Annotated in this window: 21 protein-coding genes; 11 read left to right on the plus strand and 10 right to left on the minus strand. The window is 70.6% G+C overall.

Annotated features, from left to right (window positions below):
- Positions 1–9 precede the first annotated feature (9 nt).
- Entirely contained in the window at positions 10–2292 is a 2283-nt protein-coding gene (yicI, locus tag JOL79_RS22710) for an alpha-xylosidase (protein ID WP_210157902.1), read from the minus strand.
- A gap of 180 nt (positions 2293–2472) precedes the next feature.
- Between yicI and JOL79_RS22715 the strand changes: the two genes are divergently transcribed.
- Positions 2473–2709, plus strand: a complete 237-nt coding sequence (locus JOL79_RS22715; RefSeq protein WP_210157903.1) for a hypothetical protein — start codon at positions 2473–2475, stop codon at positions 2707–2709.
- 69 nt (positions 2710–2778) lie between these two features.
- Here JOL79_RS22715 and JOL79_RS22720 read toward each other — a convergent pair whose 3' ends face one another.
- Positions 2779–4305, minus strand: coding sequence for a glycosyl hydrolase 53 family protein (locus JOL79_RS22720; RefSeq protein WP_210157904.1), 1527 nt, complete (start codon positions 4303–4305; stop codon positions 2779–2781).
- 254 nt (positions 4306–4559) lie between these two features.
- On the opposite strand from JOL79_RS22720, the gene sigJ reads away from it, so the two are divergent.
- From sigJ to JOL79_RS35535, 5 genes are all read left to right on the plus strand, one after another.
- On the plus strand, positions 4560–5519 hold the full coding sequence (sigJ, locus tag JOL79_RS22725; protein ID WP_307848676.1) for an RNA polymerase sigma factor SigJ: 960 nt from the start codon (positions 4560–4562) through the stop codon (positions 5517–5519).
- Positions 5516–5965: a carboxymuconolactone decarboxylase family protein gene (locus JOL79_RS22730; RefSeq protein ID WP_210157906.1), complete on the plus strand. Its 450-nt coding sequence runs from the start codon at positions 5516–5518 to the stop codon at positions 5963–5965. The genes sigJ and JOL79_RS22730 overlap by 4 nt, the downstream gene beginning before the upstream one ends.
- Before the next feature lie 276 nt (positions 5966–6241).
- Positions 6242–6403, plus strand: coding sequence for a hypothetical protein (locus JOL79_RS22735; RefSeq protein WP_210157907.1), 162 nt, complete (start codon positions 6242–6244; stop codon positions 6401–6403).
- Between the two features lie 24 nt (positions 6404–6427).
- Positions 6428–7120: a pyridoxamine 5'-phosphate oxidase family protein gene (locus tag JOL79_RS22740; RefSeq protein WP_307848677.1), complete on the plus strand. Its 693-nt coding sequence runs from the start codon at positions 6428–6430 to the stop codon at positions 7118–7120.
- A 191-nt stretch (positions 7121–7311) separates the two neighbouring features.
- Entirely contained in the window at positions 7312–8535 is a 1224-nt protein-coding gene (locus JOL79_RS35535; RefSeq protein WP_210157908.1) for a sensor histidine kinase, read from the plus strand.
- Between the two features lie 24 nt (positions 8536–8559).
- Here the strand turns inward: JOL79_RS35535 and JOL79_RS22750 are convergent, their stop codons facing one another.
- Positions 8560–9285: an SDR family oxidoreductase gene (locus JOL79_RS22750; RefSeq protein WP_210157909.1), complete on the minus strand. Its 726-nt coding sequence runs from the start codon at positions 9283–9285 to the stop codon at positions 8560–8562.
- A gap of 73 nt (positions 9286–9358) precedes the next feature.
- On the opposite strand from JOL79_RS22750, the gene JOL79_RS35540 reads away from it, so the two are divergent.
- Together JOL79_RS35540 and JOL79_RS22760 are read left to right on the plus strand one after the other, a co-directional pair.
- Positions 9359–9895, plus strand: coding sequence for a TetR/AcrR family transcriptional regulator (locus JOL79_RS35540; RefSeq protein ID WP_210157910.1), 537 nt, complete (start codon positions 9359–9361; stop codon positions 9893–9895).
- Positions 9896–9981: 86 nt separating this feature from the next.
- Entirely contained in the window at positions 9982–10416 is a 435-nt protein-coding gene (locus tag JOL79_RS22760; RefSeq protein ID WP_210157911.1) for a YbjN domain-containing protein, read from the plus strand.
- Between the two features lie 25 nt (positions 10417–10441).
- Here JOL79_RS22760 and JOL79_RS22765 read toward each other — a convergent pair whose 3' ends face one another.
- From JOL79_RS22765 to nrdR, 3 genes are all read right to left on the minus strand, one after another.
- Positions 10442–11308: an isocitrate lyase/PEP mutase family protein gene (locus JOL79_RS22765; protein ID WP_210157912.1), complete on the minus strand. Its 867-nt coding sequence runs from the start codon at positions 11306–11308 to the stop codon at positions 10442–10444.
- 106 nt (positions 11309–11414) lie between these two features.
- Positions 11415–14270, minus strand: a complete 2856-nt coding sequence (locus JOL79_RS22770; RefSeq protein WP_210157913.1) for a vitamin B12-dependent ribonucleotide reductase — start codon at positions 14268–14270, stop codon at positions 11415–11417.
- A gap of 91 nt (positions 14271–14361) precedes the next feature.
- The gene (nrdR, locus tag JOL79_RS22775) at positions 14362–14826 is read right to left on the minus strand and encodes a transcriptional regulator NrdR (protein WP_210157914.1); all 465 of its coding nucleotides are present in this window, start codon (positions 14824–14826) and stop codon (positions 14362–14364) included.
- 532 nt (positions 14827–15358) lie between these two features.
- Here nrdR and lexA point away from each other — a divergent pair.
- Complete coding sequence (lexA, locus tag JOL79_RS22780) at positions 15359–16072, plus strand: transcriptional repressor LexA (protein WP_372446806.1); 714 nt, start codon at positions 15359–15361, stop codon at positions 16070–16072.
- A gap of 80 nt (positions 16073–16152) precedes the next feature.
- On the plus strand, positions 16153–17256 hold the full coding sequence (locus JOL79_RS22785; protein WP_307848678.1) for a MalY/PatB family protein: 1104 nt from the start codon (positions 16153–16155) through the stop codon (positions 17254–17256).
- Positions 17257–17264: 8 nt separating this feature from the next.
- Here the strand turns inward: JOL79_RS22785 and JOL79_RS34285 are convergent, their stop codons facing one another.
- A complete protein-coding gene (locus tag JOL79_RS34285) occupies positions 17265–18905 on the minus strand; it encodes a cellulase family glycosylhydrolase (RefSeq protein ID WP_230985279.1) in 1641 nt (546 codons plus the stop codon).
- Positions 18906–19084: 179 nt separating this feature from the next.
- Entirely contained in the window at positions 19085–21547 is a 2463-nt protein-coding gene (gene leuS, locus JOL79_RS22795) for a leucine--tRNA ligase (RefSeq protein ID WP_210157916.1), read from the minus strand.
- 649 nt (positions 21548–22196) lie between these two features.
- Between leuS and JOL79_RS22800 the strand changes: the two genes are divergently transcribed.
- Complete coding sequence (locus JOL79_RS22800; RefSeq protein WP_210157917.1) at positions 22197–23516, plus strand: hypothetical protein; 1320 nt, start codon at positions 22197–22199, stop codon at positions 23514–23516.
- 7 nt (positions 23517–23523) lie between these two features.
- Here JOL79_RS22800 and JOL79_RS22805 read toward each other — a convergent pair whose 3' ends face one another.
- Positions 23524–24792, minus strand: a complete 1269-nt coding sequence (locus tag JOL79_RS22805) for a cytochrome P450 (protein ID WP_210157918.1) — start codon at positions 24790–24792, stop codon at positions 23524–23526.
- Between the two features lie 101 nt (positions 24793–24893).
- Positions 24894–26168, minus strand: a complete 1275-nt coding sequence (locus tag JOL79_RS22810) for a cytochrome P450 (RefSeq protein ID WP_210157919.1) — start codon at positions 26166–26168, stop codon at positions 24894–24896.
- Positions 26169–26204 lie beyond the last annotated feature (36 nt).

A 26204-nucleotide genomic window follows, 5' to 3' on the forward strand; every position in this document is an offset into this window, starting at 1 on the left:
ACGTGGGTCCTAGTTGATGACGACCGGGACGCCGGGGCCGGTGAAGTCGACGCCCTCGATCCGCTTGGGACCCTCGGACGCGACGACCAGCCGGTCGCCGTCCCGCGTCGCCGTGACCGTGGTGTCCCCGTCCAGATCCCTGATGGTCGTACGGCTCTCGCCCTCGGGCACACCGAAGGCGAGCAGCGTGATCCGGGGGTCGTCGGCCACCGTATCGCCCGGTTCGGTCACCGGGATGAGCGCGCCGTGCCGTACGAACAGGGGGATCTGGTCGAGGGGCGGCGAGACCGTGATGTACCGGCCGCCGCCCAGTTCCTCCCCGGTCCAGAAGTCGACCCACACCCCCGAGGGCAGGTAGACCTTCTGGGTGCCGTCGGCCGAGGTCACGGGCGCGACGAGCAGGTCGGTGCCGAGCATGTACTGCAGGTCCGCCCGCCAGGCAACCGGGTCGTCCGGGAAGTCGACGCACAGGGCGCGCATCATCGGCGCCCCTGTCTCTGCCGCGGTGACCGCGGCGGAGTAGATGTACGGCATGAGCCGGTAGCGCAGCCGGAGCGCCGCCTTCGCGGCCTGCTCGGCGTGCGGCGGGAAGCGCCAGGGCTCCCGGCTGGTCGTGCCGTGGAAGCGGACGAGCGGCGACAACGCGCCGAACTGCGCCCACCGGGCGAAGAGGTCGGGAGTCGGCGTGCCGCAGAACCCGCCCGCGTCGTGGCTCCAGAACGGGATGCCGGACAGGCCGTGTGAGAGCCCGCCCCGGATCGTGCTGCCCATCGCGGGGAAGACGGCGTCCGAGTCGCCGCTCCACTGCGCCGCGTGCCGCTGCCCGCCCAGGTAGGACGAGCGGGCCCACACCATGCCGTGCCCGTTGACCTCGCGGGTCACCGCCGAGACCGCGTCGTTGAACAGCAACGCGTACACGTTGTGCAGGTCTGTCCCGCTCATGCCGTTGGAGGCCACCGCGTCGGCGGGCACGCCCTCGGCGAAGTCGGTCTTGAAGAGGTCGGCGCCCTCGCGCAGCCGCTCGCGCAGCAGGCCCTGGAACCACGCCGTGGCGTCCGGGTTGGTGAAATCGACGATGCCGCAGCTCGGCTGGGAGCCGTGCCAGCAGTCGGCCACGTAGACCCCGCCGTCGGGCCGCTTCAGGAAGTAGCCGCGCTCGGTCGCCTCGGCGAAGACGGGGCTGCGGTGCGAGATGTACGGGTTCATCCAGAGGCAGACGCGGAAGCCCTGCTCCTTCAGCGTGGCCAGCATGCCCACCGGGTCGGGGAAGCTCTCGGCGTCCCACCGCATGTCGGACCAGTGTCCGTCGGTCTGCCAGTAGGTGTCGAGGTGGAGCACGTCGCAGGGGATGCCCCGCTCGCGGATCGTCCGGGCGCGCTCCAGGACGCGCTCCTGGCTGTCGCGGAAGAAGCCCGAGGAGATCCACGCGCCGAACGCCCACTTGGGCGGCAGCTCCGGGCGGCAGGTCAGCCCGTCGAACCGGGCGAGGACGTCGGCGGGCGCCGGCCCGGCCAGGACGTAGTAGTCCATGAGGTCGTCCGGCACGACGATCTGCACGGCGCTGTGCGTCGACTGGCACATGTCGAACTCGACCGGCGCGCCGCTGTCGACCAGCAGGCCGTACCCGCGGCTGGACAGATAGAACGGCACGTTCTTGTACGCGCGCTGCGACTCGGCGCCGAACGCGTCGAAGTTCCACATGAGCGGGCGCTGCCCGCGCTTGTCCACCGGGGTGAACGACTCGCCGAACCCGCCGAACGACTCGTCGGCCGGGGCGACGAAGGTCTCGTGGTACGCCACCGGGACACCGTCCACCGACGACCGTCCGAACGGCAGCGTGCGGAGGCGTCCGCTGATGTCGGCGCGGCCCGGGTCCTGCTCCACGAGGGTCCGGCCGGCCCGGTCGGTGAAGCGCAGGTTCCACGGGTTCAGCCGGACCTCGGCGCGCAGCGACCCGGCATCGACGATCACCCGGCTGTGCCCGGCCTCGACCACCGCCCCCGCGTACCTGCCGGGGGTCACCATGCCGATCGCCCGCGCGGAGCGGGTGCGCGCGTCGGCGTCATGGGACAGCCGCACCCTGATCACGCCCTCCCCCGCGACGGAGAGCTGGACCACGAGGGTCTCCTCGGCCGAGGTCGAGCCCTTGAGCGTCACGCTCTGGGCGTCGGCGGCCACCACCTGCGCCCCGGTGACGGCGGACAGGCCGTGCTCCCCGTCCGCCCGAACGGGAAGCTCGGGAGGGTCCGCGACGAAGAACTCGCGGGCGACCAATGGTGGGCGGTAGGGCATTGCGTGACTCCTGGCTCATCCGAGACGTGTGGAGTTAGTTTGCCGTCCATCCCAACAAACGTCAATGGCCGCAAATGGCCGCCACACTGCAGGACATTGATCACCTTTGTGGCGGTTATTCCGATTTGTGTCCCTTTCGGGTAATGTGACGGCCTCGTACTCCCCATGGGTAGAGGTGGCATGGACAGGTTCGTACATGTGATGCCGCTGGACGACGTGATCGGCCACGAGGGCTCCCCCGGCTGCGTCTGCGGCCCGGGCGGCGAGCCCGTGACCGCCGGCGACCTCGGTGAACCGGTGACGGCGGGCGATCCGGACAGCCCCGGCCCCGGCTGGGCGCGGCCCGCCGTCGGCGTGATCTACCATCACCACGCGCTGATCCCGTGCCTGGATTGGCAGGCCGTCGCCGAGCCCTGAACGGCTCCCGCGCGGGAGCCGTTCACCCCGGATAGTTGGATATCTGGATTCGGGCTCAGCCGGAGCTGGTTACCGCGGGCCGAATTCGGACAGCGCGGGCAGAGCTCGGTCCCCGAAGTCGAACAGCGCCTGGTTCTCCCAACCGTCGCCGGAGGACGGATCGGCCGGGTCCCAGCCGTTCCCGGAGACGGCCGTCCAGGTCGGCTCCCAGTAGACGACGCCGAGCCCGCGGCCGTCCGGCACCGCCTGGACGAGGCTCATCACGTCGCGCACCATCGCCGCCTGGCCCGCGGGTGACGCCGGATATCCGGTGACCGGCTCGGCCGAGCCGATGTTGTTCGGTTGCCCGTCCTCGTTGCCGGTGGTGAAGGGATAGGCGGTCTCCGCCACGAGCACGGGCTTGCCGTATCGGGCCGCGATGTCGTCCAGATTCGCCTGGAACGCCGCGAAGCCGCCGTGCCAGTAGGGGTAGTAGGACACCCCGATCACGTCGTACTGCACCCCGTTGGCCGCCGCGCTGTCGAACCACCAGCGGAACAGCGCGTTGTTCCCGCCCTCGGCCAGGTGGAGCACGACCCTCGTCGACGGCGACACCGCCTTCACCGCCGCGTATCCCGCCTTGAGCAGTCCGGCGAGCTTGGCGAAGTTGGAACTGCGGCCGTCCTCCCACAGCATGCCGTCGTTGATCTCGTTGCCCACCTGGACCATGTCGGCCGTGGTGCCCTGCGCTCTGAGCGCGGCGAGCACGTCGTAGGTGTGGTCGTAGACCGCCGTCTTCAGGGCGTCGTAGGAGTAGCCCGCCCAAGCCGCGGGCTTGGTCTGCTTGCCGGGATCGGCCCAGGTGTCGGAGTAGTGGAAGTCGATCAGCAGGCCCATGCCGAGGGCCTTGACCCTCCTCGCCATGTCGAGGACGCGGGCCTTGGTGTTGAAGCCGTCGGCCGGGTTGACCCACACCTTCAGCCGCACGTAGTCGACCCCGCCGGCGCTCAGGATGGCCAGGGCGTCGCCGGCGACGCCGGAGGAGGTGCGATACCTGCCCCCGTACGCCTCCGACTTGGCCAGGCTGGAGGTGTCGGCGCCCCGGACGGCGAGCCCGGCCGCCCCCCTCGTGAACGTGACGTCGTCGAAATTGGCCCAGCCGCCCGCGGCGGCGTTCGTGCCGAGCGCGACGGTGCACGCTCCGCCCGTCACCGTCGTGCTGACGGCGATCCTGAGCCACCCCGACGACGAGACGGGGGCGTAGGTCACCTTGTCCGGCGACCCGCAGCCGCGCAGGGCGGCCCAGCTCTGGCTCGCCGCGCCTGCGCGGACCCAGACCCGCAGCGTGTAAGCGCCGTTCGCCAGGCCGGTGAGGCGCTGACCGGTCTCCACGCGGTACGCCCGCGTCGACCAGTGGGACAGGCGATAGGCGCCGGAATGGCCGCCTGCCTCGGTGAAGTCGGCCGACGCGTCGCCGGTGGTGGTCCAGCCCGTGGGCGCGGCCGTCCCGGGGTCACTCTCGAAACCGCCGTTCACGACGGTCGCGGCCGCGCCGGCCGGTGGGCCGGCGAGTGTCGCGGCGGCGCACAGCAGGAGCACAGCCAGGGTCTTCTTCATGCGTCCTCGCTCAGAGACGGAGTCGTGCGGACACCCTCGAATCGCGTCCCGGCCATGCCGGGACGCCCTGCGCGCGCTCCGCCGGGGCGTCGTGCCGGCTCCTCCACGCCATGCCACGCCGTACGGCGTGTGTGCGTGCGGGCGGTGCCGGGCACGGTGACGACCCCGTCGCCGTGATCGAGAATACGGGCGAAGCGGCTCCGGCGCACCACCCGGCAGGAGACCCGGCACGCGCGATGTCACAGACTGGAGCCGTGTCCCGTCCTCTCCATGTGAACGACCATGACGACGACGCGAGCGGCCTGGCCGCGCGTTTCCACGCCCTGCGGCCACGCCTCGTGGGGGTGGCCTACGGGCTGCTCGGGAGCGTGGACGAGGCCGAGGACGTCGTGCAGGACGCCTGGCTGAGGCTCCAGGCGGCGAGGTCGGCCGGCACCGAGATCAGGGACGTGGCCGGCTGGCTGGTGGTCGCCGTCTCGCGGCTGGCGCTCGACGTGCTCCGCTCGGCCCGTCACCGGCGGGAGGAGTACGTGGGGCCGTGGCTTCCCGAGCCGGTCCTCACGGACGCCGCGACCGCGACGCCCGACCCGGCCGACCGCGTCACGCTGGACGAGTCGATGAGCATGGCCATGCTCGTCGTGCTTGAGACCCTCAGCCCGGCCGAGCGGACCGCGTTCGTGCTGCACGACGTGTTCGGGCTGACGTTCGCCGAGGTCGGCGAGGCGGTCGGGCGGAGCCCGGCGGCCTGCCGGCAGCTCGCCACCAGGGCAAGGGCGCACGTCGCGGCCCGGGCGCCGCGCTTCGACGTGGACGAGACGGAGCACCACCGGGTGGTGACCGCCTTCGCCCGCGCCTGCCTGGGCGACGACATCGGCGCCCTGCTCGCGCTGCTCGACCCCGATGTCGTGCTGCGCAGCGACGGGGGCGGGGTGGTCACCGCCGGCCGGCGGCCCATCCTCGGGGCGGCCAGGGTGGCCCGGCTGTTGCTCGGCGTCCGGCACAGGTTCGGCCCGTTCGAGATGGTGCCCGCCGCCGTCAACGGCGGGCCGGGGCTGCTGCGCTTCCGCGACGGCCGCCTCGCGGGCGTGATCGCGCTCACCGTCGCGGACGGCCGGATCACCGCCGTCGACATGGTCTTGAACCCCGACAAGCTCACCCGCGTCCGCCGGCTCATCGGCGTCGCGGGGAGCGATACGAGAAAGGTACGGCGATGACAAGGATGACGGTCTCCGAGGTGGCTCCGGAGGCGTACCGGGCGATGTCCGGGCTGGAGCGGTTCCTGCACGGCAGCGGCCTTCCGCAGCCCACCCTCCATCTGGTCAAGCTCCGGGCGAGCCAGATCAACGGGTGCGCCTACTGCGTCAACATGCACAGCGCCGACGCGAAGAAGGCGGGCGAGACCGACGAGCGGCTGTGGTCGGTCGCGGCCTGGCGGGAGGCCCCCTTCTACACCGACGCCGAACGCGCCGCGCTGGCGCTGACCGAGGCCGCCACCCGCCTGGCCGACCGGCCGGACCCGGTTCCCGACGAGATCTGGAACGAGGCGGCCAAGCACTACGACGAGGCGGAGCTGGCGGCGCTCGTGGTGGCGATCGCGACGATCAACGCCTGGAACCGCATCGCGGTCACCACCCACTCACGGCCCGGCACCCGCGTCTGACCCCGGCCCCCGGGTCAACGGACCGCAAACGGAAAACCACAGGACGGCAGGCGACGCGGCGCATAGTCTGCTGCACATCGCGGAAGGAGGAAGGGCCATGAGACGCATCAAGATCGCGAGACCGCGCCCGACCGGCCGGTCCGGCTCCGACGGCCTCGACCTGCGTACCCCGTCCGGCCGCCGCCTGCCGTACTGACCCCTTTACAGTGGTTTTATGACTCTGTGTGTATCTATCGAGCGATAGATAACGGGAATATCACGACCGGGGGGACGAACATGCTCAAGGTGGTGCCGTCACTCGCCAAGGTCAGGGATATCCGGACGGCCCTGCGCCGGCGTCCCGCGCGCGACCGGAAGATCGTGGACCTGAGCGCGTACACGGGCGGGAACGTCATCCGCTTCCGGCCCCGTCCCTCCGGCCCGACCTCCGCGGCCTGATTCCGGCTGGTTGAAGGGCGCTCCGTGACCGACCTGCCGGAAGCCTCCGCCGAATCGGCGGCCGAAGCCGTCGCGGCCGGCCCCGCGGGGCTGTCCGCGACGGACCGGACCCGCCACCGGCGGCTGCGCGAGCAGGGGCGCACCGATCGCGAGGCGCTGTTCGAGGTGCTCCGCGCCGGCTTCGTCTGTCACCTCGGTGTCGTCGTGGACGGCGACCCGATGGTGGTGCCCACCGTTTACGGCTTCGACTCCGGCCATGTCTACCTGCACGGCTCGGTGGCCGGCCGCAGCCTCACCCGGGACGCCACCGCCTGCGTCACCGTCACCCACGTGGACGGCCTGGTGCTCGCCCGTTCGGTCTTCGAACACGGCGTCAACTACCGCAGCGCGATGATCTACGGCGTGCCCCGGGCGCTGGAGGGCGACGAGAAGCTGGCCGCCCTGCGCGTGCTGACCGAGCACATCGCGCCGGGGCGCTGGGAGCACGCCCGGCCGCCGAACCGCAAGGAACTGGCCGCCACGACGGTCCTCGCGATCTCCCTCGACGAGGCCTCGGTCAAGATACGGCGGGGCGACCCGGGTGACCAGGCCGATCCGCACGACGTGTGGGCGGGGGTCCTCCCCCTGACGCGGGCCTGGGGGCCGCCCGTCGCCGACCCGTACACGACCCGTCCGGTCCCCGAACACGTGCTCCGCCGGACCGGCGAGCCGTTCTGAGGCTGGCCCTTTCACGCCCAGGACGGATCCTCGTAGGAAGACCAGGGCCTTACCCTCCGGGGGCTCCGCGTGTAGATGATGGCGGGGTAGCTCAACCGACAGCGGGTGACCTTCTTGGGAGGACTGGGAGGAGCGGCCCAAGAGTCGCTTCACCCGCGCCGATCGGGTCACCTCGCTGAAGGAGCCCTCTCGTGCGGACAACTCTTCATCTCGCCGGTGTCCCTTCGTCTCTGGCAGAATTCGCCGCGACGCACCGCCGGGCGATCGCCGACGCGCTGCTGGCGATCGCGATCCTCAGTTTCACCGTCCCGGCGACGCTCCTGCAGCTGTCCTTCTCGCTGTGGGGGCCGATACCGGACTGGATCGAGGTCCTCGTCGAGGTGATCACCGTCGGCACTCTGCTGATCCGCCGGCGCACCGCCCTACCAATGATCATCGCCTCGGTCGTCTGCGCCGTCGTCACCGGGCAGATCGTGCCCATGGCCTTCGCCGCGTACTCGATGACGGCGGAGAACAAGGTGCGGCACTGGCAGGCGGTGTCCATCCCGCTGATCGCGGCCGCCACAGCGGTCGACTACGTGGATCCCGGAACGGACAACTTCCTCTACCTCTGCCTGGTTCGCGCGCTGACGCTCATCTACCTGCCCGCGCTGATCGGCACGTGGGTGCGCGGCTACCGTGGGATGATCTTCGAGTTGCGGGCGGGGATGCGGGAACGGGAGCGACTGGCCGCCTGCCGGGAGCGCCGGAAGATCGCGAGAGAGCTGCACGACACCGTGACACACGCGGTCACCGTGATGGTCCTCAACGCGGGGATCATCCACGACAACGCGGATCCCGAAGTGGACAGGCTCGCCACCACCATCGAGGACAAGGGCGTGGAGGCCCTCGGCGAGCTGCGCGACCTGCTCACGGTGCTCCGGCGCGAGGACGAGCCCCGGGCGGCCGCGGGCGCGAGGGCGATCCCCCGCCTCGTGGAGGAGGCGGCCGCCACCGGCACCCAGGTCAGCCTCCGCTACGACCTGCCCGACATCGGCCTTCCCACCCAGGTCGGCCACGCGTGCTACCGGGTGGTGCAGGAGGGCCTGAGCAATGTCAGGAAGCACGCCCCCGGGTCGCGGGTGCACGTCGTCTGCGAGACCGAGGACGGCGTCGTGACCGTCTCGGTGGTGAACGGCAGGGACACGGGCCGGGCGCGGCTGTCGCTCCAGCGTCTGCTCCCCACCTCGGGTTACGGCCTGGCGGGGCTCGAGGAACGGATCACGCTGCTGCACGGAAGGCTGGAGAGGGGAGCGACCTCGGACGGCGGGTTCACGTTGACGGCGCGGATCCCCTGCCGCCCCGGCAACGCCCGGTCCTCCGGCGACCTCGCCGGCGAAGTGGCCGACGAGGTCGCCGGCGGCGAGCGGCCGTGAAGCCGCTGGTCCCGCCGGGCGAGGCTAGGCGGCCGGTGCCGGCTTGAGGATCCCTCCCCCGTCCACACGGACGACCGTGCCCGTGACGAAGGTGTTGCCGACCACGTAGCCGATGGCCTGGGCCACGTCGCCGGGGGTGCCCACACGGCCGACGGCCGCGGCGGAGGCCAGGCCGTCGAGCGCCGCCCGCCGCTGGTCGCCCAGCCACTCCCACCACTCGGTGTCCACGACGCCCGGCGAGACCGCGTTGACCCGGATGGGAGCCAGCTCGACCGCGAGGCCGGGCACGGCGGCCTCCAGCGCGCCGTTCACGGCGGCGAGCCCGGAGACGCCGGGGAAGGCGGCCCCAGCCGAGGCCGCGGTCACGAACGTGATCGAACCGCCCGGACGCAGCACCTCCGCCGCGGCCTGGGCTGTCATCAGCTGGGCGATCAGCTTGTCCTCCACCGCCTGGCGCAACGCCTGCGCCGTCAGCCCGGCCAGCGGCCCGGCGGCCTGCCCCCGGCCGGTCACTGTGATCACCATGTGGTCGACCGGCCCGGCCTGCGCGAGAAACTCCCGCATCGCGGCGGCGTCCCTGGCGTCCACCACCGCTCCGGTGGCCTCCTCGCCGATCTCCTTGAGCGCGGCCTCCATCCGCTCCGCGGTACGACCGGCGATCACCACCTCCCGGCCGGTCCTGGCCAGCAGTCCGGCCGCCGCCAGGCCGATCCCCGAGGTGCCGCCGACGATTACCACACGCTCGCTCATCGAGCATCCCCCTCATAACGAGACATCATGCCTCGAAATATATACGAGACACGATGTCCTGTAAAGTGACGGCGTGATTGGCAGACCCCGCAGTGAGACGGCCCGGCGTTCGATCCTCGAGGCCGCCCTGCGGCTGTGCGAGCGCGACGGCTACGCCAACGTGACACTGAAGGGCATCGCCGAGGAGGCGGGCACCGGACGGCAGACCCTCTATCGCTGGTGGCAGACGAAGGGCGAGGTGTTCCTGGAGGCGGTGACCGACCTGGCGGCGCGCGAGCTCGACCCCTCGCCGGAGACCCTGGAGGAGTTCCTCGCCGACGCCTTCGTCCTCACGAACGGCGTGGTGGGCCAGGTGATCGTGGGCCTGATGGCCGAGGCGCAGTCCGATCCCGGCCTCGCGACCCGGCTCCGCGCCGGACTCATCGGGCCGCGGCGCGAGGCGCTGCAAGAGATGCTGGAGCGCGGCGGCGGCGTGCCCGCCGGCGTGGATCCCGGCACACTCGTCGACATGATCTTCGGTGCGATGTGGTACCGCCTGCTCAACCGGCACGCCCCAGTCGACGCCGCCCTCGCCGGGGAGATCACCCGCCTGGTCGCCCGGATCACCTGAGGCCCGGCCCGAGGACCCCGCGGCAGCGGAATTCCCCTGCCGCGAGTGCCGCCTCAAGGGAAGCCCGATGGTGCAGGATGGGAGGCGTGACGCCATCCCCTGCGGTCGTCCAGCCCGACCAGGAACTCATCGTGGAGATCCTCGACGAGCTGAGCCTCGACCACACGTTCGACACCGAGGGCGATCTGGCGATCTCCACCGCCGAGCTCACCATCTTCTTCCTGTTCGGGTCCGAGGGCGACCTGTTCACCGTGCGGACCTTCTACGACCGGAACTACTCGGTCGACGACAAGCCGACGCTGCTGACCGCGCTCAACGAGTGGAACGCCGACACCATGTGGCCCAAGGTGTACGCGTTCACCCCGGACAACGGCGTCATCCGGCTGATCGGCGACGCCCAGCTCTACATCGGCGCCGGCGTGACCAGGGAACACCTGACGACGATCATCGCCCACTGGGTGCGCTTCTCGATCAAGTTTCACCGCTGGCTGGCCGACCGGCTCGCCTTCGAGTCCGACTGAGGGCCCGACCGGCTGAGGAAGAGCCTCAGTCGCGGCCGGTGAACAGGGCGTTGATCTCGCCGTAACCGAGGGCTCCGTCGAGCGTCGTGTAGGTGCCGTCCGCGAACAGTTCGCGCGCGGCCCGCTGGGCGACGGCGTAGGCGGCCGCGGCCACACTCGAACCGAGGCTGATCCGGGCCACGCCCACCCCGGCCAGCGCCGCGACGCCGGGCGCCCCCGGCCCCGCCAGCACGTTCAGCGGCGCCTGCAGTTCCTCGACCAGGGACGACAGGACGGCGAGATCGGTCAGGCCGGGCACGAAGATCCCGTCGGCCCCGGCGGCCAGGTAGGCGGCCGCGCGGCGCAGGGTCTCCGCGACCCGGCCGGCCGGGTCGCCGACGGACAACAGGTAGGTGTCGGTCCTCGCGTTGACGAACAGCGGGATCCCGACGGCGTCAGCGGCCCGCCGGGCGGCGGCGATCCGGTCCGCCTGGTCGCGGACGGGACGCAGCGGCTCCGGGCCGCCGTGGTGGGCGTCCTCGATGTTCACGCCCACCGCCCCCGCGGCGAGGACCGCCCCGATGGTCTCCTCGACGCCGTCCGCCGTGTCGGCGAAGCCGCTCTCGACGTCCGCCGTGACGGGCACGCCCACGGTGGCGGCGACCCGGGCGATCAGCTCGACGGCGGGGCCGCGGCCGAGACGGTCGCCGTCGGGGACGCCCAGGCTCCAGGCGACCCCGGCGCTCGTCGTCGCGACCGCCGGGGCGCCGGCCTCCTCCACGATGCGGGCGCTCACCGCGTCCCAGGCGTTGGGCAGGAGCAACGGGCGGCCCGCGACGTGGAGATCGCGGAACTCCCGGGCCCGCCCGGCCTGGCGCGTCGTGAAGGTGGCATCTGCGTTGTGACTCGTCATGTCCGTTATTCCATCAGCTGGCGGTGACACCGGCCTGGCGGGTTTCGGACACGACTCCTTGCGGGGCCGCCCCGTGCCTTCCGCCCGGGGCCTTCCGCCGCCCGGATCAGCTGCAGCCGCTGGTGCTGCCGCAGCCCTCGCAGACGTAGCAGCTGCCGGCGGGCCGCATCTTGGTGCCGCAGGTCAGGCAGAGCGGCGCGTCGGCCGTACGACCCTGGTGGCTCTCCAGCGACGTGCCCACCCGGCGCGGCTCCGGCACCTGGACCGGCTTCGGCTCCGGCCTCTCCTCGACCTTCTCCCCGATCTTCTCCTCAATCGGAGCCGACTGGGCGAGCGCCGCGGTGTCGACCTCGTGGACGGCGGCCGGGTCCTCGCCGCGCTGCTGGGCCGCCCGCTCGGGGGCGGAGAAGATGCCCAGCGCGGCCCGCTCCTCGTACGGCAGGTAGTCGAGCGCGAGGCGCCGGAAGATGTAGTCCATCACGGACTGTGCCATCCGGACGTCCGGGTCGTCGGTCATCCCGGCCGGCTCGAACCGCATGTTCACGAACTTCTGGACGTAGGTGTCCAGCGGCACGCCGTACTGCAGGCCGATCGAGATGGCCACGGAGAATGCGTCCATGACGCCCGCCAGGGTGGAGCCCTGCTTGGACATCTTCAGGAAGACCTCGCCGAGGCCGTCGTCGGGGTAGGACGAGGCCGTCATGTAGCCCTTCGCCCCGCCGACGGAGAAGCGAGTGGTGATGCTGGGCCGCTGGGCCGGCATCCGGCGGCGGGTGGGCCGGGCCACCTCGACGACCTTGACGGCGGGCTCGGCCTGCTCCTCCTCGGCGGGGGTCTTCTTGGCCACCGAGAGGGGCTGGCCGACCTTGCAGTTGTCGCGGTAGACGGCCAGCGCCTTGAGGCCGAGCTTCCAGCCCTCCAGGTAGACCTGCTCGATGTCGTCGACCGTGGCCGTCTCGGGCAGGTTCACGGTCTTGGAGATCGCGCCGGACAGGAACTGCTGCACGGCCGCCATCATCCTGACGTGGCCCATCGGGGCGATCGCCCGCTCGCCCATGGCGCAGTCGAACACCTCGTAGTGCTCGGGGCGCAGGCCCGGCGCGTCGACGATGTGGCCGTGCGCGGCGATGTACTCGACGATCGCCTCGACCTGCTCCTCGACGTAGCCGAGGCGGCGCAGGGCGCGCGGGATGGTCTGGTTGACGATCTGCATGGAGCCACCGCCGACGAGCTTCTTGAACTTGACCAGCGCCAGGTCGGGCTCGATGCCGGTGGTGTCGCAGTCCATCATCAGGCCGATGGTGCCGGTCGGGGCGAGCAGCGAGGCCTGGGCGTTGCGGTAGCCGTTCTTCTCGCCCAGCCGCAGGCACTCCTGCCACTGCCGGGTCGCCTCCGCGTGGAGGGCGCGGTCCATCTCCTCCAGCGTGCGCAGGTCGTCGTTGGCGGCGGCGTGCTTGCGCATGACCCGCTTGTGCGGCTCGGCGTTGCGCTGGTAGCCGTCGTAGGGGCCGACGATGCCGGCCAGCTCGGCCGAGCGGCGGTAGGAGACGGCCGTCATCAGCGACGTGATGCCCGCGGCGATGGCCCGGCCGCCGTCCGAGTCGTACGCGTGGCCGGTCGCCATGAGCAGGGCGCCCAGGTTGGCGTAGCCGATGCCGAGCTGCCGGTACGCCCGGGTCGTCTCGGCGATCTTCTCGGTCGGGAAGTCGGCGAAGGTGATCGAGATGTCCATCGCGGTGATGATCAGCTCGGTCAGCTTCACGAAGTCGGCGACGTCGAACGTGTCGTCGTCGCGCAGGAACTTGAGCAGGTTGATCGAGGCGAGGTTGCAGGAGGAGTTGTCCAGGTGGAGATACTCCGAGCACGGGTTGCTCGCCGTGATCCGCCCGGTCTCCGGGCAGGTGTGCCAGTCGTTGATCGTGTCGTCGTACTGCAGGCCGGGGTCGGCGCACTCCCAGGCGGCCTGGGCCATCTTGCGGAACAGGGCGCGGGAGTCGACCTCCTCGATCACCTCGCCGCTGAGCCGGGCCCGCAGCCCGAACCTCTCGCCGGCCTCGACCGCGCGCATGAACTCGTCCGAGACGCGCACCGAGTTGTTGGCGTTCTGGTACTGCACGGACACGATGTCCTTGCCGCCGAGGTCCATGTCGAACCCGGCGTCGCGGAGAGCGCGGATCTTGTCCTCCTCGCGCGCCTTCGCGTCGATGAACTCCTCGATGTCGGGGTGATCGACGTCGAGGACGACCATCTTGGCCGCGCGCCTGGTCGCGCCGCCGGACTTGATCGTGCCCGCCGACGCGTCGGCGCCACGCATGAAGGAAACCGGGCCGCTGGCCGTGCCACCGCTGGACAGCAGCTCCTTGGAGGAGCGGATGCGGGAGAGGTTGACGCCGGAGCCGGAGCCGCCCTTGAAGATCACACCCTCTTCCTTGTACCAGTCGAGGATCGACTCCATGGTGTCGTCAACGGCCAGGATGAAGCAGGCCGACACCTGCTGCGGGGAGAGCGTGCCGACGTTGAACCACACCGGGGAGTTGAAGCTGAAGATCTGGTGGATCAGGGCGTGCTTGAGCTCGTGGTCGAAGATCTCGGCGTCCTCGTCGGAGGCGAAGTAGCCGTTCTCGACACCCGTCTTCGTGTAGACCCCCACCACACGGTCGACGAGCTGCCGCAGACTCGACTCACGCTGGGGCGTGCCGACGGCGCCCCGGAAATACTTCGTCGTCACGATGTTGGCGGCGTTGACCGACCAGGACTCCGGGAACTCCACGCCGTGCTGCTCGAAGTTGACCGAGCCGTCCCGCCAGTTCGTCATCACGACGTCGCGCCGCTCCCAGCGGACCGCGTCGTACGGATGGACGCCGGGAGTGGTGAAGATCCGCTTGATCTTCAGGCCCCTGCGCGGTCGCTTGCCGCCACGCCCCCCGGCGCCCGGCACGGTGCCGCTCACGGTCTCCGTCATGACTTCCCCCTCCCAGGGCCCGGTGGAGCCCCTTGTATCGGACCACGCTCTCCCATAACCACATCGTGCCGCGCCGCCGCGCGAGCGCGTCCTACCCCTCGTCCGGTACGGTCCGAGCGGCTCTGAGCTGCTCGATCTCCGCCTCGAAGTCGGCCAGCGTCTCGAAGCCGCGGTAGACGGACGCGAACCGCAGGTAGGCCACCTCGTCGAGGTCGCGCAGCGGGCCGAGCACGGCCACGCCCACCTCGTGCGCGGGGATCTCCGCGGTGCCGGTGGCCCGGATGGTCTCCTCCACCCTCTGGCCGAGCTGCGCCAGCGAGTCTTCGCCGACCGGGCGTCCCTGGCAGGCGCGTCGTACTCCGGCGATGACCTTCTCCCGGGAGAACGGCTCGGTGACCCCGCTGCGCTTGCTCACCATGAGCAGTACGGTCTCCTGCGTGGTGAACCTGCGCCCGCAGGCGGGGCAGGTGCGGCGGCGGCGGATGGCCGCGCCGTCCTCGGTCGACCGGCTGTCCACGACCCGCGTGTCAAGGTGGCGACAGAACGGACAGTGCATGCCATCGCCTCCCGGAAACGCACAGCGGGAACACAAGGTGTAGGGAACTTACACCGATGTGACTACTAGATGTTGTGGTCTAACCGTAGGAGGGCCGGTCCTTGAACGCAAGTCGAACCCCACGTGCCCGCCGAAGTCGCTGGTTGCCCCGGCGTGTCTCCGGCCTCGGCGGCCCCAGGACCGCGATGCCGAATCGGGCCGGACCGGGTGGGATCGGGGGCGCCGCCGGACACACCGCCGGACACACCATCGGACACGCCGTCGGACACACAGAGCCCGCGGCGCGCGAATACGCGCCCGGCACGGGCATCTCAATTGCGGTACGCCGACAATTTCCGTCACTTGTGAGCTGGGACTACACGCCCGCAAAGAAGATCCGTAAAATCGAACACGATGTCGATCGAACTCCCGTACGATGAGGTCGGCTTCGACTCGGACGATTTTCGAGAATATCGAACAATTGTTTGATGATGATCTTGGATCGAGGTACGGTCGCTCTGAGCGACATCTGGAACACGGATTGAGAGGTGGCATCGTGAGCGACCGAAGTGAGCAGGCGAACGGCGCCGGCGACCTTGCTGTTCGCCGGCGTGACTCGCTTGGCCTCACCCCCAGGCAGCGCAAGATCCTGGAAGTCATCCGCGACTCCGTCCAGCAGCGCGGCTATCCGCCGTCGATGCGGGAGATCGGTGAAGCGGTCCAGCTGACCAGCACATCGAGCGTGTCGCATCAGCTCACGGCCTTGCAGCGCAAGGGCTACCTGCGCAGGGACCCGCACCGTCCGCGGGCGCTTGAGGTCCGGCTGCCGGGCGAGCCGGTGCTGTGGGTTGATCCCGACGCCGCCGAGGAGGAGACCGGCTTCAACCGGCCGACCGCGGCGTACGTGCCGCTGGTGGGCCGCATCGCCGCCGGTGGCCCGATCCTCGCGGAGCAGAGCATCGAGGACGTGTTCGCCCTGCCGAAACAACTCGTGGGCGAGGGCACCCTGTTCCTGCTCCAGGTGTCCGGCGATTCCATGATCGAGGCCGCCATCGCGGACGGCGACTGGGTCGTGGTGCGTCAGCAGCCGGTGGCCGACAACGGCGACATCGTGGCGGCGATGATCGACGGCGAGGCCACCGTGAAGACCTTCAAGCGCAAGGACGGGCACGTGTGGCTGGTGCCGCACAACCCGAACTACGAGCCGATCCCGGGCGACGAGGCGACCGTGCTCGGCAAGGTCACGGCCGTTCTGCGCAAGCTTTAGCGGTGTCGCTCCGTGGTGGCCGGCCCCGGCACCACGGAGCGGCGAAGATCCGCACAAAGAATCCCAATAGGGTGAGTTGGGTGGATTTCGACTCGCTCACCCTCGACGCCGCCCGGTCTCGTGACGGAATCAAATGGGCCCAGGCCGGGCCCGGCGTGATTCCGGCGTGGGTCGCCGACATGGACTTCCCCCTCCCGGAGGCGGTCGTGGAGGCCGTGGCCCGGCGCGTCGCCACCGACCTCGGCTACCCCGCGTGGGACGACGACGCCACCTGCCCTCCGCTCGCGGAGGCGTTCGCCGCACGCATGGAGGCGCGGTACGGCTGGCCGGCCGACCCCGCTCATGTCCGGGCGTTCACCGACGTCAACCAGGCGCTGCAGGTGCTGCTGGACGTCACGACGTCCGCGGGCGACGCCGTGGCGACGCATGTGCCGGCGTACGACCCGTTCCTCGCGACGATCGCCGGCATGGGCCGCCGCCTGCTGCCCATCCCCGTCGCCGCCGACGGCTCCTTCGCGCTCCCGGCTGAGCCGGCCGCGGTGCTGCTCCTGGTCAACCCGCACAACCCGACCGGCCGTTCCTACACCCGGGCCGAGCTGGAGTCGCTGGCCCATTACGCGGAGCGGCACGGCAGCCTCGTGATCGCCGACGAGATCCACGCCGACCTCACCTACGCCCCGGCCCGGCACATCCCCTTCGCCACGATCCTGCCGGAGCGCACGGTCACCCTCACCTCGGCGAGCAAGGCGTTCAATCTGGGCGGTCTGCGCTGCGCGGTGGCCCACCTCGGCGCGCGGCCCGTCAGGGAGGCACTGGCGGCGCGCCCCGCCCACATCTACGGCGCCCCGGGCGTGCTCGCGGTGGACGCGACGATCGCCGCCTGGCGGCACGGCGACCCCTGGCTGGCGGAGGTGATGCGGGTCCTCGACCGCAACCGGCGGCTCGTCGCCGGACGTCTCCCCTCCGGCGCCGGGCACCGCACGCCCGACGCCACCTATCTCGCCTGGATCGACTTCGGCGTGCCCGACGCCGCGGGGTTCCTGTTGCGGGAGGCCCGGGTCTTGCTGAGCCCGGGCCCCCGCTACGGCGGGGCCGGCACCTTCGCCCGCCTCAACTTCGCGACGTCGGCGCCGATCCTGGAGGAGATCCTGGCCAGGATCGGCGCCGCCATCAACAGGGCCTGAGGAGCCGGTCAGCTCGCCGTGCAGGTCACCGGCGAGGGAACCGCGTTCGAGCCCGACCAGTTCCCCATGAAACCGAACGTCGTCGAGGCCCCGGCCCCGAGCGCGCCGTTGTAGCCGGCGTTCGTGACCGTGACGTTGGCGCCACTGGCCGACAGCGTGCCGCTCCAGAGCTGGGTGATGGTCTGGCCTCCGGTGAAGGCCCACTTCACCGTCCAGCCTGTCGTCGCCGAGGCGCCGGTGTTGGCCACCGTCACCTCACCCTGGAAGCCACCCGGATACGAGCTGACGATCTTGTAGGTGGCGGTGCAGGACCTGCCGCCGCCGGACGACGGCGACACCGAGGGCGACGGAGACGCCGAGGGCGAGGCCGACGGAGACGCCGACGGTGAAACCGAGGGGGACGCCGACGGAGACGCCGACGGGGAGGAGCCGCCGCCGGACGGCGGGATCAGGTAGGGCTGGAGGATGCTCTGCTTGGCCTGGTCGACCGTCGCCCAGTCGTCCTTCAGGATGCCGCCCGTGTCACCCGAGTTGGGGTTCCACGACCAGTAGGTGAACGACATGCCGTTCACCCCGCTGCCCATGTACTTCATGAGCTCCTGGAGCCAGACCTTGTCGATGTTGCTGGCCAGCGTCGTGCCGAACTCGCCCACCATGATCGGCGCGATGTTCTGCTTGTACAGGTAGCCCCAGTACTTGTCCCAGATGGCCGGCATGTTGGCCGGGTACGACGGGTCGTCGAACCACGCCTGGTGGTAGACCGAGGTGGCGTACTCGTGGGGCGAGTAGACGAGCCGGTTGGCCACGTTGAGCCGCACCGGGTACTGCCCGGCCTTGGTGAGGTTGCCGCCCCACCAGCCGCAGTCCTCGTCGTTGCTGGTGTCGTTGTCCCAGACGTTCGACAGCCCGCCGCTCGGGCAGCTGACGCCCTCGACGAAGATCAGCCAGTTCGGCTGGACGGCGAGAATGGCGTTGCCCGCCCGCTCGGCCGCCAGCCGCCAGTCGCGGGCCTGATCGCCGCAGCCCCAGCAGGAGCCGGTCGCCTGCGGGTTGGTGCCGTCGGCGTGCGGCTCGTTGTGCAGGTCGGCGCCGATCACGGTGGCGTTACCGGCGTAGTGCTGGGCCAGCGACCTCCAGTTGGCCAGCCACGTCGACTCCGGCACGCCGGAGGTGTACCACAGGGCCGTCTGCCCCGCACTGGTCGGGCGGTGCCGGTCCAGGATGATCCGCATGCCCTTCTGGCCCGCGTAGTCCACGACCTTGTCGAGGACCTGCAGCGGGGACAGGCCGATCAGGTCGGGGTTGGAGTAGGTGTTGATGCTCGTCGCCTGCGCGCCCGGCTTCAGTGCGTCGTCGGAGAACGGCACCCGGATGGTGTTGTAGCCCAGGCTCGCCATGAGGTCGAGCTGGCTCTTCCACGGGTTGTTCGCCCACAACCCGTGGAAGGTCTTGTTGTCGGTTTCCATCCCGAACCAGTTGATGCCGGTCAGCCGCACGGTCGCGCCGGTGCTGTCCACGATCTTGTTGCCGCTGGTGTGCAGGTAGCCCGTTCCGGTCCCGGCGGCCTGCGCCGGGGACACGGTGACGACGAGCGCCGTCGCCGCGAGGGCGGCGACGGTCGCGAGCCCGCCGAAAATGCGTCTGGACAAGACGTCCCTCCCACGCCGAGGGCACGCCGACGGTGAGCCAGGCGATCGGGCGCGCACCTCAGTGCCACCGCCTGGGCGGTGGTGGTCGCGGCATGCCCTGACCGCACGCCTTTCGCTATGGATGGTTTGTGGCTCCGGCGCAATTTTGTCGGGCCGCCCCGCCAAGCGTCAACGTCCCGTCAGGGGACGATGTTGACCAGCTTCGGCGCGCGCACGATCACCTTGCGGGGCTCACCGTCCAGATAGGGCCTGACCTTGTCCGACGCGATGGCCAGTGCCCGCAGGTCGGCCTCGGAGATGTCCGGGGCCACCTCCAGCCGGTCGCGGACCTTACCGGCCACCTGGACGACGGCCGTGACCGACTCCTGGACCAGCAGCGCGGGGTCGGCCTGCGGCCAACCGGCCTTCGCGACGGACGGCGCGTGGCCGAGCCGCTCCCAGCCCTCCTCCGCCACGTACGGCGTGACCAGCGACAGCATGACCGCCAGGATCTCCGCGGCCTCGCGCACGGCGGGGTCGGCGGCGCCGGGGCCGCCGTCGATCGCCTTGCGGGCGGCCGAGGTGAGCTCCATCATCCGGGCGATCGCGACGTTGAAACGGTAGCCCTCGACGAGCTTCGTCACCTCGTCGATCGTCCGATGGGTGACCCGGCGCAGCTCCTGGTCTCCCGCCGAGACGTCCGCTCCTGGGGCCGAGGCCGCCCCGGCCTCGGTCATGACCCGGAAGGCGCGGGCGAGGAACTTCTGCGAGGCGGCGGGCGACATGTCGGCCCAGTCGATGTCGTCCTCCGGCGGCCCGGCGAACAGCATCGTCAGCCGCACCGCGTCCACGCCGTACGCGTCGATCTGCTGGCCGAGGTCGACGCCGTTGCCCAGCGTCTTGGACATCGCCTTGCCCTGGTTGATCACCTGGCCCTGGTTGAGCAGGCGCGCGAACGGTTCGGTGAAGTCCACCATGCCCATGTCGTGGAGCACCTTGGTGAAGAACCGGGTGTAGAGCAGGTGGAGCACGGCGTGCTCGGATCCGCCGATGTACTGGTCGATCGGCCCCCACTTGCGGACCTTCTCGACGTCGAACGGCCCGTCGGTGTAGTGCGGGTCGCAGTAGCGCAGGAAGTACCACGACGAGTCGACGAAGGTGTCCATCGTGTCGGTGTCCCGCTGCGCCGGGCCGCCGCACTTCGGGCAGGCCACGTTGACCCACTCGGTCGCGCCCGCCAGCGGCGACACGCCCCGGGGCTGCAGGGCGGCGCCGCGCAGGTCGGGCAGCGTCACCGGCAGCTGCTCGTCCGGCACCGGCACCTCGCCGCAGTCGGGACAGTGGATGATCGGAATCGGCGTGCCCCAGAACCGCTGGCGCGAGATCAGCCAGTCGCGCAGCCGGAAGTTGACCGCGGGCCTGCCGGTGCCGCGCTCCGCCAGGATCCCGATGATCGCGGCGATCGCCTCGGCCTTGGACAGGCCGTCCAGCGGGCCGGAGTTGACCATCCGCCCCTCGCCGGTGGTCGCGACGCCGGTCTCCGCCGGGTCGTCCAGTCCGGTCTCCACGACGACCTTGACCGGCAGCCCGAACCTCCGGGCGAAGTCGAGGTCACGCTGGTCGTGGGCGGGCACCGCCATGATCGCGCCGTGGCCGTAGTCGGACAGCACGTAGTCGGCCGCCCAGACCGGGATGCGCTCCCCGTTGACCGGGTTGATCGCGTGGATGCCCAGGAAGACGCCCGTCTTCTCCTTCTCCGTGGACAGCCGCTCGATGTCCGAGAGCTTGGCCACCTCGGCCCGGTAGACCTCCAGGGCCTCCCGCTGCTCGGGCGAGACGATCTCCTCGGCCAGATCCGCGTCGGCGGCCACCACGAAGAACGTCGCGCCGTACAGGGTGTCGGGCCGGGTGGTGTAGACGGTGACGGGCTCGTCACGGCCCTCGATGCGGAACTGGACGTCGGCGCCGGCCGAGCGGCCGATCCAGTTGCGCTGCATGGTGAGGACGCGGTCGGGCCAGCCGCCCTCGAGCTGGGCCATGTCGTCGATCAGCCGGTCGGCGTAGTCGGTGATCTTCAGGTACCACTGGGTCAGCTCGCGGCGCACGATCTCGGCCCCGCAGCGCTCGCACCGACCGTCGACGACCTGCTCGTTGGCGAGCACCGTCTGGTCCTGCGGGCACCAGTTGACCAGGCCGCCCTTGCGGTAGGCCAGGCCGCGCTCGAAGAAGCGGTTGAACAGCCACTGGTTCCAGCGGTAGTACTCCGGGTCGCTGGTGTGCAGACGACGCGACCAGTCGAAGGACACGCCGTACCGCTTGAACGAGGTGGCCTGGGTCTCGATGTTGGCGTAGGTCCACTCGGCGGGGTGGGCGTTGCGCTTGATCGCGGCGTTCTCCGCGGGCAGGCCGAAGGAGTCCCACCCGATGGGGTGCAGGACGTTGTCGCCCTTCTGGAACCAGTACCGGGCGATCACGTCGCCGATCGCGAAGACCTCGCCGTGGCCCATGTGGAGGTCGCCGGAGGGGTAGGGGAACATGTCGAGCATGTACTTGCGCGGCCTGGTGTCCGCGGGGTCCTCGACGGCCGCGAAGCTGTTCAGCTCCTCCCAGCGCGGCAGCCACTTGGCCTGCAGCGCCTGCGGGTCGTAAACCGGCTCGTCCACTTCCACTCCTCGCCCGGCGGCTTTTCACACGGCAAACGGATGCGCCCGCCCACGACGAAGCCCCCGCTCCGGAAAGGGGACAGCCCGCGCTCACGCGTTCTCGGCGCCGGAATCCCGAGGTCGCCGGAACCGAGATCCCAGCGGGTCCCAGGTCCCGAGACGGCTGCCCACGGAGCGGGATGGCGGCGCGCGAGTCAAGCGTAGCGCAGACGCGGCACGCCCCGGCGGGTGATATCGCCTGGCTGACGGACACTTGTCAGGTGACGATACGCGATGGTGACAGATCCGTTGTGACCAATAATGTCCATTACATTACTGTCGTCACGTGGCCAACAGTTTCCCGCCCGCGGACCTGCCGATGCAGGACCCACCCACCGATCCTACGGGCGAGCAGTTTCGCGGGGCATTCTCCGGTTTCGCTGCGGCGCCCCCCACGCCGCATGAGAGCATGCCAGGCACCCCCAATCCGGGCATGATCTCGGGAGGTACCATGCCCTCGGAGCGCAGCGAGCCCCAGCGAGCCACCGGCTGGCCGGAGGTTCCCCCGGCGTGGCCCGAAATCCCGCCAAGCCCCCCTCCGGCTCCTCCTCCCCCGCCCGCTCCCTCCGCCTTCACGCCGGCCACTCCTTCCGCCTCCTTCACCCCGACTGTGCGCTCCTTCGTCGAGGCGACGCCGCCACAGGAGAACGCGCACCAGCGGACGGCCCACCAGCAGAGCCCGGCACAGCAGGCCCCGGCACAGCGGACCACCCCGGAGTCGTTCCAGCCGGGCCCGTCCGAGCAGGCGGCGTCGCAGCGGGCCCCGTTCCCTCCGCACTCGTACGCGTCGCAGTCCCACCAGCCGGACGCGTTCCAGCCCGCGCCTTCCGCGGACGATCCGTTCCAGCGGTTCCAGCAGTTCCAGGCTCCGCGCGCCGAGGAATCCCAGCCGCCACAGCAGTTCCCGCAGGAGTCCACCCAGCAGTTCCCACAGCAGTTCGCGCAGCAGTCCACCCCGCAGTCCGCTCAGCAGTATCCGCAGCACGGCGGACCGGCGCCCGAACACACCCAGGCCCACGGGCCCCAGGCCGGGCAGGCGCCGCATCAGTTCCCGCAGTCCCAGGCCGAGGACCCGTACAAGCCGTTCGTGACGGCGGGGCAGATCAGCGGGCCGAAGACGCCCCCCGCGCACCGGCAGCAGGAGCTGTGGAACACCGTCTTCGGGGAGAACTACCGCGCCATCGACGAGTACGAGGACGAGCCGGGCCGCCCGATCTGGCTCTTCGCCCTCGTGGGCACCGTCGTCCTGGCCCTCGTCGGCGCGCTGGTGTGGGCGTTCGTCGCCGGGCCGCTGGCCTCCGACGACGCCGCCGCCGACGACACCCAGCCCGTCGCCAAGCCCCCCTCGTCGGCCGCGCCCGCCAAGCCCCAGTCGCAGACGGCGGGCCTGCCCGCCTTCAAGGGCACCCCCTCCCCCGTGACCGGCGCCCTGGCGGACCCGACGGCCCACGTCTCGGTGCCGCGCCTGGGGGGTCCCTGGCAGCTCGACCGGAACCCCCAGGCGTTCTCCCCGACCTACGGCTTCACCACCCGCCAGTACGTCCCCGCGGGCATGACCACGCGCGGCAAGCGGGAGTTCGCCCAGGTCATGACCGGAGTGCTGCCGCAGTCGCTGGCCTCCACCTACACCGCTCCCGACAAGCTCAGCCCGGTCGTCAGCGCCGTCATGTACAAGGCGCGGCAGTCGCTGTTCCCCAAGGGCAACAAGGCCACCAAGATCGGGCAGCAGCGCCTCTCGCGGGGCGGTCTCACCGGGCTGCTGGTCGCCTACAAGGTCGAGGCGGACCACGAGGAGACCACGGTGGCGGTCGCCGCGGTGAACGCGGGCGGCGAGCGGCCCTCCGTCGTCTACATGGCCGTGCCCGCCCTCAAGGAGGACCTGCTCCCGGACATCACCGCGGTCTTCCGCTCGATCAAGAAGGCGAGCTGAACGGCGGTCAGAACGCGCACGTCATCCGCTTGGTGCCGTTGATGAAGCTGGAGAACAGCGGCTCAGGCTCGCCCGCCTCGATCCGCGGCACCCGCCGCAGCAGTTCCCGGAACATCACGGTGATCTCCCGGCGGGCCAGGTGTGCCCCGAGACAGAAGTGCGGGCCCGGACCGCCGAATCCGACGTGAGGGTTGGGAGCCCGGGTGATGTCGAACCGGAGCGAGTCGGCGAAGACGCGCTCGTCCCGGTTGGCGGACCAGTAATAGAGGACGACCTTCTCGCCCTTCCTGAACCGGTGGCCGTTCATGACGTGGTCGCGGGTCGTCGTGCGCCGCATGTAGTTGACCGGCGAGGCGAGCCGGACGATCTCCTCGACCGCCCCCGCCGCCCGGCCGTCGACGTCCTCCAGCCACAGCCGCTTCTGACCGGGGTTGAGCGTGAGCAGGCGCAGGCCGTACGAGATGGCGTTGCGGGTCGTCTCGTTGCCGGCGACGACGAGCAGGATGAAGAACGAGCCGAGCTCCCGCGTCGTCAGCCGCTCGCCGTCGATGTTGGCGTTGACCAGCGACGAGATGAGATCGTCGGTGGGACGGTCCAGGCGCAGGGCGGCGAGGTCCCGGACGAGCCCCTGGAGTTCCATCCCCGCCGTCAGCACGGTGTGCGCGATGTCCTCGCGGTCGCTGACGTACTCCGGGTCGGACGAGCCGAGGATGACGTTCGACCTGTCGTAGACGAAGCCGTAGGCGCTCTCCGGGATGCCCATCATGTCGCAGATCACCTTGAGCGGCAGCCGGGCCGCCACCTCGGTGACGAAGTCGCAGCCGGGCCCCGCTGCCAGCAGGTCGTCGACGATCGCCGCGGCGGCCACCGCGACGTCCTCCTCGAACTGCTTGATCATCCGCGGGGTGAAGGCCCGGGAGACGATCCGGCGCAGGCGCGCGTGCCGGGGATCGTCCATGTTGATCATCGAGCCGAAGTACTCGGCGAACTCCGCGGGCATGTCCAGGATGTTGGTGGCCCCGCCGTCGCCGGAGGAGAAGACGTCGGGGTTACGGCTGGCCTCCAGGATGTCGGCGTGCCGGACGAGCGCGTGATATCCGGGGCCCTTCGCCGCGAAGGGGACCTCCGGCTCCGCGAAGAACGCCGGGGTCTCGAGATCGCGCAGCAGCCGGAAGGCCAGTTCCCGGTCGTCCGGCGGGCGGCTCCAGAAGTCCCAGTCGGACAGGTCGACGTCGGCAGCGGACCGGATGGGCGCGCGCCCCGCTGGCTGCGTCATGGGCCGGCCCTTCGACGGTTTCTACAGAACGGCATTCGGTTTTCAGTCTGCCACAGCGGGCCGGTCCCCGGCCGGGTAACCGGACGGCCGCCCCGCCCCCCTCAGTAGCGGTAGCGCAGGTGCTTGACGCCGTTGATGAAGTTCGACAGCAGGTACGACGGCTCCCCCTCCGCCCGGATCTCCGGCATCCGGGTGAAGAGCTCGCGGAACATGACCGTGATCTCACGGCGGGCCAGGTGGGCGCCGAGACAGTAGTGCGGCCCCGGGCCCCCGAATCCGACATGGGGGTTGGGGCTGCGGGTGATGTCGAAGACGTCGGGGTCGGGGAAGACGGCCTCGTCGCGGTTGGCCGAGTTGTAGAACAGCAGGACCTTGTCACCGGCCCGGTAGTCCTGACCGTTCATCGTGTGGTCGCGGGTGACGGTCCGGCGGAACTGGATCACCGGAGTGGAGAAGCGGACGATCTCCTCCACCGCCCCGGCGATCCTCCCCTCGAAGTCGGCCGTGAGCAGGTCGCGCTGCCCGGGATTGTCGGTGAGCAGCTTCAGCCCGTGGGAGATCGCGTTGCGGGTGGTCTCGCTCCCGGCCACGACGAGCAGGATGAAGAAGGAGCCCAGCTCCTGGGACGTGAGCCGCTCGTCGCCGTTCATCAGCAGGCTGGTCAGGTCGCCCGTCGGGCGGCGGCGGCGTTCCCGCGCGAGCCGGCGGGCGAGAGTGCTCAGCTCACGCCCGGCCCGCAGCAGCGCGGCCAGGCCCCGGGCCGTGGCCCAGCGGCTCATCGGCGCCTCGGGGCGGGACAGGTCGACCTCGATCCCTGAGTATTCGCTGTCCGCGTTGGCGAGGATGGTGTTCGTACGCCGGAGCACCGCGTCATGGAATTTCGGGGGAATGCCCATCATGTCGCAGATGACCCGAATGGGGAGCCGTGCCGCGATCTGCGGGACGAAGTCGCCCGGCCCCTCCTCGATCACCCGCGTGACGATCTCCTCGGCGGCCCGCTGGAGGTCCTCCTCCATCTTGGCGAGGATGCGCGGGGTGAATGCGCGTGACACGATCCGCCGCAGCCGCGCGTGCCTGGGGTCGTCCATGTTGATCATCGAGCCGAAGTAGACGGCCAGCCAGCGTGGCATGTCGAAGATGCTGTTGGCCGTCGGCTCGCTGCTGAAGACGGCCGCGTTCCGGCTGGCCTCGGTGACGTCCGCGTGCCGGACGAGCGCGTAGTAGCCGGCGCCCTGCCTGATGAAGGGGACCTTGTTCTCGGGAACGAAGACCGGGCGGTCCAGCCGCCGCAGCCGCCGGAACGCCTCGTCCCGCTCCGCCGGGGGCAGCGCCCAGAACGCGATCCGGGACAGATCGAGATCCACGTCCACGGTCATGCCGCCCACTGTCCAGCACATGACCGGTTCTTTCAA

Source organism: Microbispora oryzae (genome assembly GCF_017896165.1).
Classification (GTDB): Bacteria; Actinomycetota; Actinomycetes; order Streptosporangiales; family Streptosporangiaceae; genus Microbispora; species Microbispora oryzae.

Bases quoted from the DNA above. Each gene is read 5' to 3' on its own strand.
- yicI (WP_210157902.1), bottom strand. From the start codon at position 2,292: ATGCCCTACCGCCCACCATTGGTCGCCCGCGAGTTCTTCGTCGCGGAC.
- JOL79_RS22715 (WP_210157903.1), top strand. From the start codon at position 2,473: ATGGACAGGTTCGTACATGTGATGCCGCTGGACGACGTGATCGGCCAC.
- JOL79_RS22720 (WP_210157904.1), bottom strand. From the start codon at position 4,305: ATGAAGAAGACCCTGGCTGTGCTCCTGCTGTGCGCCGCCGCGACACTC.
- JOL79_RS22730 (WP_210157906.1), top strand. From the start codon at position 5,516: ATGACAAGGATGACGGTCTCCGAGGTGGCTCCGGAGGCGTACCGGGCG.
- JOL79_RS22735 (WP_210157907.1), top strand. From the start codon at position 6,242: ATGCTCAAGGTGGTGCCGTCACTCGCCAAGGTCAGGGATATCCGGACG.
- JOL79_RS22750 (WP_210157909.1), bottom strand. From the start codon at position 9,285: ATGAGCGAGCGTGTGGTAATCGTCGGCGGCACCTCGGGGATCGGCCTG.
- JOL79_RS22765 (WP_210157912.1), bottom strand. From the start codon at position 11,308: ATGACGAGTCACAACGCAGATGCCACCTTCACGACGCGCCAGGCCGGG.
- JOL79_RS22770 (WP_210157913.1), bottom strand. From the start codon at position 14,270: ATGACGGAGACCGTGAGCGGCACCGTGCCGGGCGCCGGGGGGCGTGGC.
- nrdR (WP_210157914.1), bottom strand. From the start codon at position 14,826: ATGCACTGTCCGTTCTGTCGCCACCTTGACACGCGGGTCGTGGACAGC.
- JOL79_RS22805 (WP_210157918.1), bottom strand. From the start codon at position 24,792: ATGACGCAGCCAGCGGGGCGCGCGCCCATCCGGTCCGCTGCCGACGTC.
- JOL79_RS22810 (WP_210157919.1), bottom strand. From the start codon at position 26,168: ATGACCGTGGACGTGGATCTCGATCTGTCCCGGATCGCGTTCTGGGCG.